Source organism: Brevundimonas sp., from assembly GCF_029946145.1.
In the GTDB taxonomy this organism is placed as follows: domain Bacteria; phylum Pseudomonadota; class Alphaproteobacteria; order Caulobacterales; family Caulobacteraceae; genus Brevundimonas.
Genome location: NZ_JAQSDY010000012.1, coordinates 147,653 through 160,023, shown reverse-complemented (window position 1 = coordinate 160,023; position 12,371 = coordinate 147,653). Strand labels below are relative to the sequence as shown.

The 12,371-nt window shown below is 66.6% G+C and carries 11 protein-coding genes; 5 read left to right on the top strand and 6 right to left on the bottom strand.

What is annotated here, in order from left to right; translation table 11 throughout:
• Window positions 1-11: 11 nt before the first annotated feature.
• The 3 genes from fixJ to PSV23_RS05025 form a co-directional block, all read right to left on the bottom strand.
• The gene (gene fixJ, locus PSV23_RS05035) at window positions 12-611 is read right to left on the bottom strand and encodes a response regulator FixJ (RefSeq protein WP_300466488.1); all 600 of its coding nucleotides are present in this window, start codon (window positions 609-611) and stop codon (window positions 12-14) included.
• Window positions 604-2,064, bottom strand: coding sequence for a PAS domain S-box protein (locus PSV23_RS05030; RefSeq protein ID WP_300466486.1), 1,461 nt, complete (start codon window positions 2,062-2,064; stop codon window positions 604-606). Before PSV23_RS05030 ends, fixJ begins: the two co-directional genes overlap by 8 nt.
• A gap of 75 nt (window positions 2,065-2,139) precedes the next feature.
• Window positions 2,140-2,778, bottom strand: coding sequence for a helix-turn-helix domain-containing protein (locus tag PSV23_RS05025; protein ID WP_300466484.1), 639 nt, complete (start codon window positions 2,776-2,778; stop codon window positions 2,140-2,142).
• A 351-nt stretch (window positions 2,779-3,129) separates the two neighbouring features.
• Here PSV23_RS05025 and PSV23_RS05020 point away from each other — a divergent pair, with 351 nt between their 5' ends.
• Window positions 3,130-3,780, top strand: a complete 651-nt coding sequence (locus PSV23_RS05020) for an OmpW family protein (RefSeq protein ID WP_300466482.1) — start codon at window positions 3,130-3,132, stop codon at window positions 3,778-3,780.
• Between the two features lie 204 nt (window positions 3,781-3,984).
• Here PSV23_RS05020 and PSV23_RS05015 read toward each other — a convergent pair whose 3' ends face one another.
• Window positions 3,985-4,425: a response regulator gene (locus tag PSV23_RS05015; RefSeq protein WP_300466480.1), complete on the bottom strand. Its 441-nt coding sequence runs from the start codon at window positions 4,423-4,425 to the stop codon at window positions 3,985-3,987.
• A gap of 43 nt (window positions 4,426-4,468) precedes the next feature.
• Window positions 4,469-7,804, bottom strand: coding sequence for an EAL domain-containing protein (locus tag PSV23_RS05010; RefSeq protein ID WP_300466478.1), 3,336 nt, complete (start codon window positions 7,802-7,804; stop codon window positions 4,469-4,471).
• A gap of 102 nt (window positions 7,805-7,906) precedes the next feature.
• On the opposite strand from PSV23_RS05010, the gene PSV23_RS05005 reads away from it, so the two are divergent.
• Genes PSV23_RS05005 through PSV23_RS04995 form a run of 3 tightly spaced genes read left to right on the top strand, consistent with a single transcriptional unit; the run spans window position 7,907 to window position 10,093 of the window.
• Complete coding sequence (locus PSV23_RS05005) at window positions 7,907-8,419, top strand: PleD family two-component system response regulator (protein WP_300466477.1); 513 nt, start codon at window positions 7,907-7,909, stop codon at window positions 8,417-8,419.
• A complete protein-coding gene (locus PSV23_RS05000) occupies window positions 8,416-9,684 on the top strand; it encodes a hypothetical protein (RefSeq protein WP_300466475.1) in 1,269 nt (422 codons plus the stop codon). Before PSV23_RS05005 ends, PSV23_RS05000 begins: the two co-directional genes overlap by 4 nt.
• 10 nt (window positions 9,685-9,694) lie before the next feature.
• Window positions 9,695-10,093, top strand: a complete 399-nt coding sequence (locus PSV23_RS04995; protein WP_300466473.1) for a hypothetical protein — start codon at window positions 9,695-9,697, stop codon at window positions 10,091-10,093.
• A gap of 46 nt (window positions 10,094-10,139) precedes the next feature.
• Here the strand turns inward: PSV23_RS04995 and PSV23_RS04990 are convergent, their stop codons facing one another.
• Window positions 10,140-10,460: a hypothetical protein gene (locus tag PSV23_RS04990; RefSeq protein ID WP_300466471.1), complete on the bottom strand. Its 321-nt coding sequence runs from the start codon at window positions 10,458-10,460 to the stop codon at window positions 10,140-10,142.
• Between the two features lie 585 nt (window positions 10,461-11,045).
• Here PSV23_RS04990 and PSV23_RS04985 point away from each other — a divergent pair.
• Window positions 11,046-12,347, top strand: a complete 1,302-nt coding sequence (locus tag PSV23_RS04985; RefSeq protein ID WP_300466469.1) for an MFS transporter — start codon at window positions 11,046-11,048, stop codon at window positions 12,345-12,347.
• Window positions 12,348-12,371: the final 24 nt, after the last annotated feature.

The window sequence follows — 12,371 nt, the reverse complement described above, 5'->3', positions numbered from 1 at the left end:
AGGACAATTCTCTAGAGACCCGCGGCCAGCGCGATCCGCATCAGTTCAGCGACGTTTCGGGCCCCGGTCTTCGACATCAGATTGGCGCGGTAGATCTCGACGGTGCGCGGACTGATTTCCAGTTCATAGGCGATGACCTTGTTGAGCTTGCCCTCGACCACCCCCGCCAGAACGTCACGTTCCCGCGGCGACAGCTGCGCCAGCCGCGTCTGCGCCGCAAGCCGGGAGGCGTCGGGCTCGACACCGTCCTTCATACCCTCGAAGGCCGCCTTGATCGCTGCCAGGAGAACGTCATCGGCGAAGGGCTTTTCGATGAAGTCAACAACGCCCGCCTTCATTGCTTCCACAGCGAGAGGTATGTCCGCATGACCAGTCATGACGATAACCGGCAGGTCCATTCCGCGGCCCTTCAACTCGCGGACGAGTTCAAGCCCGGTAAGACCGGGCATGCGGATGTCCGTCAGGAGACACCCTTCCTCGACCGGCAAGGCGGCGAGAAAGGCGTCGCCGGACTCATAGAACCGCGCGTTGACGCCATTGACCTCCAGCAGAAAGGCCAGCGCGTCGCGCAGTCCCGCGTCGTCGTCGATGACATGAAGCAGCTCAGCCATTGGCGACCTCCCTGTGCGCCCGCGGCAGGGTGAAGACGAAGACCGCCCCGCCGTCCGGGTTATCCTCTGCCCATATCCGCCCGCCATGGGACTCGACAATGGTGCGGCTGATCGAAAGCCCGATCCCCATGCCCTGGACCTTGGTCGTCGCGAAGGGCTGGAACAGGCGTTCCCGGAAGGCCGGGTCCAGGCCAGGCCCGCTGTCGGCGACGCTGACGCGGACGGTGTCCGCGTCCTCCAGCCGCACGGCGATCTCGAGTGTCCTCCGCGGACCCTCCGCCATCGCATCGACGGCGTTGCGGATCAGGTTCAGCGCGACCTGCTGGATCTGGATCTTGTCGACCACCACGTCGCCGAGGTTCCGGCCCAGGCGAAGGTCGACACGGACATCCTTGTCCTTGACGCCGACCAGGGCCAGGGCGCTCGCCTCCTCCATCAGCCTTGCCGGATCCTCGAGGGAATGCTCGGTCTCGCCCTTGGCGACGAACTCCCGCAGATGTTTGATGATATCTCCGGCGCGCAGGGCCTGGTCTCCGGCGCGATCGAGCGCCGCACGGAGTTTCGGCAGATCCGGCTGTTCGGCCCCCAGCAAGGTGACGGAACCCTTCATGTAGCTGGCGATGGCGGACAACGGCTGGTTCAGTTCATGAGCCAGCGACGAAGCCATCTCCCCCATCGCGGTCAGGCGCGATACATGCATCAGTTCGGACTGAAGTTCCTGGAGTCGCCGCTCCTGGTTCCTTCGTTCAGTCAAATCGCGGACGAAGCCGGTGAAGAACCGGCCTCCCCCCACCCGGGCCTCGCCGACCGCCAGCTCCATCGGGAAGGTCGAACCATCCTTGCGTTGACCCACCACGATGCGCCCCATGCCGATGATCCGCCGCTCACCCGTGCCGAGGTAGCGCTCAAGGTACCCGTCATGCTCGGATTGATAGGGCTCGGGCATGAGAATGCTGACGTTGCGGCCGATCGCCTCCTCGGACGTCCACCCGAAAAGGCGGACCGCGGCGGTGCTGAACGATTGCATCTTGCCCTCCGCATCGATGACGATCATCGCCTCGGGCACGGTTTCAAGGATCGATTGCAGGTGGGCCTGCCGGGTCGTCGCCTCGCGGCTGTGGCGCCAGAGACGTTCACCGACCAGCGCGATGACGGGCCCCAGCACCACGAAGGCCAGGAGGTCCACGAGATTGGCGGGGTCCCGCCAGAGGGCGTCCTGCATGGTCGCCGCGCTGATGCCCAGGCAGAGCGCCGTCGCCAGGAGCGCCGGCCCGCGTCCACCCAGACCCGCCGCGACGAGTACAACCGGCAGGTGGAGAATAAGGAAGGTTCGGTCCGCAAAGGCGGCGTTCAGACCGAGGCGAAGGACGAGAACCATGAACGCCCCGGCGATGGCGGCGATATAGCCGTTGCGGCGGAACTTCATTTGCCGGATGGCGGATCGAAGGTGCACCGGCCACTCCCGGCCCGGCCGCGGAAAATGCGACCATGAGCTGAGTCTAGCATAGAGCCCCCTGCTCTCCCAGTTTCAGGCGGCAGCCATTTCCGACAGGCAGCCGGGACGGCGGATGCGGTATTTCCGCGAGCCCGAGAACTCGATCACGCCATCGGCCTGGAGGCGGCCAAGCATGCGGGAGATCGTCTCGATGGTGAGGCCCAGATAGTCCGCCATATCCTGCCGGCTCATGGGCAGGTTGACGAACTCGCCCCTGAACCGATTGGCGATATCCATCAGAAACCGGGCCACCTTTTCGCAGGCCGTCGCGCGTCCCAGCAGCAGCATGTGGGACTGGGCCCGATGCAGTTCGCTGGCCGTCGCGGCCCAGATCATGCGCTCGACGCGGCCCGTCTCGTAGGCCGCCGAGCCGGAACGGCGAAGGGCCAGAACCTCGCAACCCGTCAGCGCCTCCGCGGAGAAGCGATGGACCTCGCCGACCTCGACGCCGATGATGTCGCCTTCGTAGTAGAAGTCTCCGATCTGCCGGCGGCCGTCCGCCTGTAGATGCGTGGTCCGGATCGAACCGCGCACAAGGCAATAGATCAGATCCGCATCTTCCTCCTGGGCGTAGATTTCCTCGCCCTGCCGAAAGGTCAACCGGACCGCGCCGGCCCAATCCTGACCAAGCCCCTGGTTTTCGGCGACGACGGTTGATGTTGGCTGCGACATGGCTGAACCCCTCAGGTGATGTTGAGGAATTATCCCAATCAGGCCCTCCTGCTTATTCAGGAGCCCTCCCTAAGGGCCTGCCTGTAAGTAGCGCTACGGAGGCGGGGAGTGGAGATGGCCCGCCGGCTGAGCGAGGGTGCGGATCAACGGGGACGCCCCTTCGCGCGTCGACTGCAGCGCCCGGACCCGGCCGTCCGCCCCGCCGCCGCCGGCGCGCGCGGGCCGTCTGACGAATTGTCGCAGGCGGCCCGCCTTTGCTCCGGATCAACGCCTCGGGACAGGCGTGGCCGCAGAACGCCTCTGACGTTGCGGCGACCGAATTCGCGGCCGCGCATCGTCGGGGATAGAACCATGACTCTCAAGACCGTCTCTCTCGCCGCCCTCGGCCTCCTCACCCTGTCGGGCGCCGCCCAGGCCCAGGAAGCCTGGCATGCGCCGCGCGCCGGCGACTGGCTGGTCACCGGCCGCATTACCGATGTCGCGCCGACGACCGACGACGCCATCACCACGGCCGCCGGCGCCCCCACCGGCCTTGAGGTCGATGTCGGCGACAGCATCATGCCGACGCTCGGCTTCACCTACTTCATCACCGACCACTGGGCGGTCGAGGCCATCCTGGGCTCCACCCACCACGAGATCCGCGCCCGGGGCGGCGCGACCGACGTGGCGGTGCATGAGACCTGGGTGGTGCCGCCGGTCGTCACCATCCAGTACCGGCCACTGACCGAGGGCCGCTTCAGCCCCTATGTCGGCGCCGGGGTAAACGCGATGCTGTTCTACGGCGGTGACGACAAGAACGGCTTCACCGTCGATCTCGACGATGGTCTCGGCTACGCCGCCCAGGTCGGCGCGGATATCGGCCTGCAAGGCCCCTGGAGCCTCAACGTCGATGTCAAGAAGGTGTGGTTCAACACCGGCGCCGATATCAATGGCGGCGCGCTGAAGAGCGACGTCGATCTCGATCCCTGGGTCGTGTCGGTCGGTATCGGCCGGACGTTCTAGGCGGCCAGGACTGCGGAAGCGCGGTAGCGCGGCGGCCACCACGGTCGCCGCGCTTCAGTATTCCGGAGGGAGCGGAGGCGGACAGGCCGGTGATACCGAGCCGCCCCGCTCCTGTGGTCGTCAGGAGGTGGCGACGGCGCTCTCCACCCGCTCGCCCTGACTTCGTTGGCAAACGGCAAGCCGAACCGCTGGGCGGTCGCCGCCTCAGTCCGCCGAGCCGCCCGAAGCCGCCGCAGTCAGCCGGGTAGCCACGCCCTCCCGGGCGGGATCCGTTCGCGCCTGCGACAGAAGGCGTGAGACCGTCTCGGTGAAGGGCTCAGCCCGCAGCGGCTTGGCCATGGTTTCGTCAGCTCCGAAAACCAGCGCCATCCGCAACAGCTGACCCGCCTCCATACGCCCCCCCGACGAGATCGCGAGGATCCGCATCCGGGGCCTGCTGCGCCGGAGCTCCACAATGGTTTCAAGCCCGTCCTTGTTCGGCATGAGCATGTCCAGAACGACCAGGTCAAAGGCCACCGCGGCGACCTGCTTCAGGGCCTCGTCCCCGTCTTCGGCCTCGAAGACCTGATGGCCCGCCCTGGTAAGGAGTTCGGCCGCAATCATCCGAACGGTCGGATCGTCGTCGACGACGAGAATAGCGGACATCACGAACTCCCTTTACTGGTGACTGTGCTGACGGACGGACAACTCACGCCGCCACCCTTTCATCGCCGACGGGCAGGTCCGCGAAGTCGCAGGGCCGGCGGTAGTAGTAGCCCTGGATGTAGTGGACCCCCGCCGTCCGCAGGAAGCGGTATTGCTCTTCGGTTTCCACGCCCTCACACACAATCTTCATGCCGAGCGCCCGACCGACGCCGATCACGGCGTGGATGATGGCGGCCGACGCCGTATCCTCGCAGCACCGCATAACGAAGCTTCTGTCGATCTTGAGCGTGGCGAAACGAAGCCGCCTCAGCGCGTGCAGGCTGGTGTATCCCGAGCCGAAGTCGTCCAGAGCGACCGCGACGCCCATCGTCTCCAGCCGTTCGAGCGTCGGCCGGGCCCGTTCGATGTCGAGGATCGCGGTCTCGGTGACCTCTATCTCGACCCTTTCGATCGGATAGCCGGTGCGCGCCCCGGCGGCGGCGACCCGATCGGCGAAGTCATCCCGCTGGAACTCCTCCGCCGACGCGTTGATGGAAATCCGCAGCCCCGGCCGGGCGGCGCCCTGCTCCATGGCCCGCTCCAGAACGAAATCCGTCAGACGGGAGATGACGCCGGCGGCTTCCAGCGCGGGAACGAACTCGTCCGGGCTGCGGACACCCCGCTCGGGGCAGGTCCAGCGCACCAGCGCCTCGGCCTTGTCAGCGAAGACGCCGTTGCGGTCCATCATGGCCTGATAGACGAGCCTGACATCGCCGCGGGCAAGAGCCGCATCAAACTCCTCGACCACTGTGGGGACCGCGGGAATGGCGTCTTCTGACGCGGGCTCGCGGGAGCCCATGCTGGCAAGCGTCCTGTTCAGCAGTTCGCCGAGCCCGTCGATGTCGATCCCCGAGCTGTCGTCCGCCCGCGCCGCGCCCTCGACCGCCGCCGCCGCAGCTGCGACCGCGGACGCGCCCAGACTCAGGCTCATGGATTTCAGGGCGTGCGCGGCCCGGGCGGCCTCGTCGTTGCGTCCGGCCAGTACGGCTTGCCGAAGGTCGGCCAGACGCAGAGGCGCATTCGCTGCATAGAGCCCTTCGATCTTGGCGACGAAATCGGGCCGGCCATTGCGAGCCATGGCCTCCAGCTCGGCCTGGACCACGGGATCGAAAAGGCCCGTCTGCGCCTGCACAGATATCGTGGCGGAATGCGCGGCCTGCCCACGCTGGGCGAGCCCGGCGCAATGTTCCCCGAGGGCGTCGGCGAGATCGCGCATCGTGAACGGCTTGTAGATGACCCCGTCCATGCCCGCGGCCTGCCAGGCGTCGGCTGCCGATCCAACCACATGCGCGGTCAAGGCCAGGATCGTGGCCCTCGGCCGATCCTGGGCTGCCTCTTCAGTCCGGATGATCTCGGTGGCTTCAAACCCGTCGAGATTGGGCATGGACCCATCCATCAGGACAAGGTCGAACCGATCGGTCCTCAGCCGCTCGACGGCCTGCAGCCCGTCTTCGGCCAGGGTGACGGACGCACCCAGCCTCGCCAGCGCCTCGCCGGCGACCTCGCGGTTCACCTCGGAATCGTCGACCACCAGCACCCGGGCGCCGGGGAACTGGACCGACAGGCTATCCGCGGCCCGGCCTTCCGGGATCGCCAGCGGTTGACCGGAGTGAAGCTGGCTCACGATCGCTTCAAGCTCGCATCGCCGCAGAGGCGTCTGCAGGACGCACGATCCAGCCGGCGCCTCGGTCTCGCCGGACGCGACCACGATGGTGCGGACATCCGGGAACGGCTGACCGGGCCCGCGGAACGCCGCTTCCGCGGCCTCGCCAACCGGAACCACGGCAATACCGAAGTCGGCCAGGTAGCGCCGCAGCGCCCGCTCCGACATGGGACCTATGCCCTCGACAGAGGCCGTCAGGGTCTCTGGCGCCGGCGCGAGACCAACACTGTCAGGTGCGGTCGAAAGGGCGACGGCGAAGGCGAAAACAGAGCCCTCCCCCAGGCGGCTCTCCAATCGCCATTCCCCGCCCATGGCGTTCACGAGCCGGTCGCAGATCGTCAGGCCGAGGCCGGTCCCGCCGTGCTTGCGGGTCGTGCTCTGGTCCGCCTGGGAGAATGCCTGGAAAAGGCCCGGCAGTTTGTCCTCGGGTATCCCCGGTCCGGTGTCGGCGACCGCCATGACGTAGCGGCCGGTCGCGACGGCGTCAGCCTCGATGGTGACCAGAACGCCGCCTTGATCGGTGAACTTGATCGCATTGTTCGCGAGGTTGCTGAGAATTTGCCGGACGCGTGTCGGATCGCCGCATACGCGAGGCAGGGCGGGATCGACATAGACGGCGAGGTCGAGACCCTTCTCGCGCGCCCGTTCCGTGAACAGCCCGGCCACATCCTCCGCCACATCAGTGAGATCAAACGCGACGTGTTCCAGCTCCAGCTTGCCGGCCTCCACCTTCGAGAAGTCGAGGATGTCGTTGATGATCGCCAGAAGCGATTTCCCGGACCTGGCTATGACGTCCGCGTAGCGCCGCTGACGCGGCTCCAGGTCCGAGCCTGACAGAAGTTCACTCAGGGCGAGAATGCCGTTCATGGGCGTCCGGATCTCGTGGCTCATGACCGCGAGGAAGTCGGACTTGGCCGCGGTGGCCGCCTCAGCGGTCTCCTTGGCCACCTGAAGCTCCGCGGTTCGCGCCGAGACCTCCCGTTCCAGGCCCGCGACATGGGCCGCGATGCGGTCGTCCCGGACCTTGATGCCGTCCATCATCGACCGGACGCCGGACACGAGTTCGCCCACCTCGCCGTCGGCCGCGATATCGGGCGTCCGGGTGAAATCGCCGGTCTGCCGGACGTCGTTGGTGAAGGCGGCGAGCTGAACGATCGGCGTGCTGATGCGCCGCGCCAGTCTCAGCGCGATCAACAACCCGGCCAGGAGAGCGACGCCGGCGCCGGCGAGACCGGTCAGCACCGCGGCGAGGATGCGCGACTTCAGCCCGGGCGCCTGGCCCAGGAGAGTGATCTCCCCGACCTGGGATCCCTGGCTCATTACGGGCACGGCCACCTGCAGCGTGCCGCTCCGCAAGACGGCCCAGAAGGACGCCGCGCCCCCTTGTCCGATAGTGGCGTCTGACGTCAGCCGGACGCCGCCGCCCGTCTCGGCCAGCAGGCGGCCGCCGGGTCCCGTGATGCGGGCATAGGTGATGTCCGGCATCTGGCTGATCGAGCGGATGGCTGTGAACGTGCCCGCGGCGTCACCCGACCGGACGGGATCGGCGGCCAGCGAGGCGATGACCCGCGCCGTTTGCGTCAGCCGCTGGGTCTCGAGCGCGGACTGGTCCCGGGCGTCAATCCACACTGCAAGCGTTGCCGTAACGACGCAGGTCGTCAGCAGAGACGACAACACCAGTCCGATCAGCTTTCGGCGGATTGACCCGCTTGTGTACGGCTTCGGATTTAGCACGTTTGAGTACCCGGACCCTCGATTTTGTCAGGATACAGTCGCTTAATGACTCTTCCCTTAAGCTCTCATGGTCGGGACTACGCCGACGGGGCCGACAAAGCCTCAGAGGGTGAAGCAGTGGGTGATTTTTTCTATGTACTGGATGAGCCGGCGCGAATTCTCTTCGTGGATGACGACCCCATCCTGCGAGAGTTCGCCCAGGTAAATCTGGCCTCGCCGCAAGCCAGGATCGATCTCGCCGTGCACGGGGCGGACGCGCTGGAGCGCCTGACCGAAGGCTACGACATCGTCCTGCTTGATCTCGAGATGCCTGTCCTGGACGGGTTCGACACCCTTGCCGCCATCCGCGCGAACCCGAACACGAGGGATCTGGCCGTCATCGTCCAGACAGGCCGCGAGGACGTCGAGGCCATAGATCGGGCGTTCCGGCTCGGCGCAACCTCGTTCGTGACAAAGCCTCTGAACTGGCGCCTGCTCACCTATCAGATTCTCTATGTCCTGCGCGCTTCGAGAGCCGAACGGGCCGTGCGAGAACCAGATCGGGAGAGGGCGGCGTGAAAGCCGTGAAGCGAATCCTGACGGGGCTACGGGCGCGGCTGAGCCCCCTGCGATCCGACACGAGGGGCAACATCGCCCTGGGCTTCGCACTTGTGGGTCCGGCGGTGATCCTGCTCGGCGTTGGCGCTGTCGATCTCTTCGCGGTGCACACGGCCCAGGGGCGTCTGCAAGGCATCGCCGACGCCGGCGCCCTGGCAGGCGCGCCCGCGCTGGCGCTGGCGACCGATGGCGCCGCAGCCAAGGAAAGAGCCGCTTCGTTCGTGGTGGGCGCCATGAGCGCGTGGCCCGAGGCTCCGGGTTATGAAGGCGACTACGAAATCGTCGATCAGGGCGGTCAACGCGCGATCCACGTCCTGCTGAGGGGGCACCGCCCCTCCTTCTTCGCGAACCTGCTGCCGCCAGGTGGCTGGAATTTCGTCGGCGACGCGACGGCGACCTCACTGGGCCTGGTGCCATTGTGCGTCCTCGTGACCGGCGGCGCCGGCGCCCAGGTCTTGAGCATCAAGGACGACGGCCGCATCGCTGCGCCGGCCTGCATGGTGCACTCCAATCGGGACATTCTGGTGGAAGGCGGATCGATCACCGCCGCGGCGGTCCAGGCGGTGACCTCCGCCAGCGGCTCGATCAGCCCATCGCCCGGGACCGGTGCGGCGCGCATCGACGATCCCTTCACCGAACTGGATCTCGACCGGAGCGCGCCTCCCGGTTGTGAGGTGGGCGCCGTGCTCCAGCCTCTGAAACTCGCCGTCGGCGTTACCCGCCTGTCGCCCGGGGTTCACTGTGGAGGCCTGGACATTTCGGGAAGCGCCACCGTTGTTCTTGAACCCGGCGAGCACTGGTTCCTTCGCGGTCACCTGACCGTCAGGGAGGGCGCGCGCCTGCAGGGGGACGATGTCGTTCTGTTTTTCGACACGGCGTCGAAATTCGAGTTCAGGGACACCGCGCTGGTCAGGCTTTCGGGACGGACAGGCGGCGCCTATGCGGGGATCGTGATGGGCTCCATGCGCGAGAACAGGCAGAACTTCATCATATCCAGCGACAACGTCGACAGCCTGCTGGGGGTGATCTACGTGCCCAACGCGCAGCTCGTCATCGAAGGCACGGCCGATGTCGCCCGGGACAGCGCCTGGACCGTCATCGTTGCCAAGGGTCTGCAGCTCAGGGGCGCCCCCTCCCTGTTCGTGAACGCCAACTACAACTCGACAACCGTCCCGGTCCCGGAAGGCGTCGGTCCGCGCACCGGGGGAGCCCGCCTTATCGACTAGTGAGGAAATCATGTCCGTTGAAGCAGAGAGCATTGCCGACCGTATCGATGGCGAACTGCCCTCCGAGCGGCGCTCAGGGCCGGGTGACCGCCGCGGGCGCGATCGGCGGAAACCAGGCAGCCGCATCAATGAAGACGCGCCCCGCCGCTCCCTGCTCAAGGCCGTCGGCGCCTTCGGGGTGGTCTTCAGCACAGCCGCATTCGTTCTGACCCTCCTTGGCGGACAAATGCTGGAACTGCCGACCGCCGTGGTCGTCGTGGGGTTCGAAGCGGCGGCGCTCATCACCTCGGTCCTCCTGCTCGCCCTTGGTTCGATCGAGCTCCGGCTGGTCGAAATCCGTCTGGAACTGATGATGGCGAATGGCGGTATGCGGGGAGAAGACCGCCGCCGGGATGATCGGCGCGACTAGATTCACCCCACGATCCGGCCAAGGGCGCGTGCGCACGGCCGCGCCCCTATCCCGGACCATGGGACACGCACCGGCCTCGCTCGCCCGCCCAGATGCGCGGATCGTATTCAACCTTGAGCCCGACCAGGATGGAGCATCGCCGCCCTGTCGGCGGGACCGGCGCTATGCATCGGGTCCTCCCCCGGGCGTCGATCCAGTCCCGGATCACCGAGGGAGTGACCCCGAAATAGGCGGCGAGCGCCGCCTGCTGATCGGGATCGGAAGCGATCATCTCGATCAGCCCGATCCAGACATTGCCCATCTCCCGAAGAAATTCCCCGGGCGTCTGGGCGCCCCGGTAGGACGGCGGCGCAGAGATGTCAGTCATGCTTGCGATGACCGCAGTTCTGACAGACCAGGGTGCCCGGGCGGCTCACGCTATACCGGAACTTGTGCCTGCAAAACACGCGCCGCAACAACTGACCAAACCGGACCATTAACCACCCTCCGGTGGCGAAAGCGCGCGCCGATGACTTGGGTTCCGGCGTCAGGTGTCACGGGCGCGCGGACAGGTACGCGCCCCTGTTCGCCAGCAAACCATTCATCGGGCGGATCGTTGAAATTGCGCCGGCGTGCAGCCGTAGGCCTGTTTGAAGGCGGCGCCAGGGTCGGACCGGCGACCAGAGAGCAAAGGAAAGACCGGAGGGACTTCGTCATGGGCGCCTGGCGTAATGGAGCTTTCCGGATGGCCCCGCGGCGGCGTCACGCGCTGTCGAAATCTTTAGCGATCTGAACGCCCCGCCTTCCGCCGGGCCCGAACAGGCCGCCCGGCAGTTCGACGGACACCCCTGGGCGGGCACGCGGAATAGGCGTTGACACCGGTTACCATGCATCCGCATTCTGCCGCCTCAAGTCGCCGGCAACCGCTCGGGAACAGGGTGGATCGGCCGGGAAACAACGGGACGAGGCGATCATGAGCAACGTTGCAGGCGCGACCGCGAACCAGCCGGCGCCGGCGGGCAAGTACCGCTGGGTGGTGGTGTGGCTGCTGTTCGCCGCCATGGTGATCAACTACGTCGACCGTCAGGCCATCGGGGTGCTCAAGCCCACGCTGATGACCGAGTTCAGCTGGACCGAGGGCGACTTCGCCAACATCATCTTCTGGTTCCAGGCGGCCTATGCCGTGTCATACCTGCTGTGGGGCCGGATCGTGGACAGGATCGGAGCCCGCTGGGGCTTCGGCCTGGCCTTCATCATCTGGCAGATCGCCTTCATCGCCCATGCGGGCATCCGCAACCTGAACCACATGATCTTCGCGCGGCTGGCCCTGGGCATCGGCGAGGGGGGCGGTTTCCCGGCCGGCATCAAGGCGGTGACCGAGTGGTTCCCCAAGAAGGAACGCGCCTTCGCCGTCGGCCTGTTCAACGCCGGGACCAATATCGGGGCGATCGTGACGCCTCTCATCATACCGCTGATCGCCTCGGTCTGGCTGGGCACGGCGGAGGATCCGAACTGGCGGATGGCCCTGATCATCGTCGGCGCGGCCGGTCTGATCTGGGTGCCGATCTGGTTCATGGTCTACAAGCGGCCCGGCGAGCACAGGAAGGTCACGCCCGAAGAGCTGGACTACATCGCCCAGGACGCGCCCGACCCTGCCCACAAGATCGGCTGGCTGAAGCTGCTGACGGTCAAGGAGACCTGGGCCTATGCCCTGGGCAAATTCCTGATCGACCCGATCTGGTGGTTCTTCCTGTTCTGGTTGCCGGGATTCCTGGGCGCCCAGTACGACCTCAACCTGCTGACCTTCGGCCCGCCGCTGATCGCCATCTATCTGCTCAGCGATGTGGGCTCGATCGGCGGAGGCTGGCTGTCCAGCCAATTCCTCAAACGGGGCATGAGCCTGAACGCGGCGCGCAAGCTGACCATGCTGATCTGCGCCCTGGCCGTCGTCCCCGTGGCCTTCGCCGGCATGGCCTCCAACGTCTGGACCGCGGTGCTGATCATCGGCATCGCCACAGCGGCCCACCAGGGCTTTTCAGCCAATCTCTACGCCATGCCCGGAGACGTCTTCCCGCGCTCGGCGGTGGGCTCGGTCGTCGGCATCGGCGGCATGATCGGCGGCTTCGGCGGCATGGCCATGGCCAAATACGCCGGCTACGTCCTGGAAAGGATCGGCAGCTATACGCCCATCTTCGTGGTCGCGGCCTCGGCCTATCTGATCGCCCTGCTGGTCATCCACCTGCTGTCGCCGCGCTACGAGCCGGCGAAGGTCTAGGCCGCCCCAACCTCGCCGTTCGGG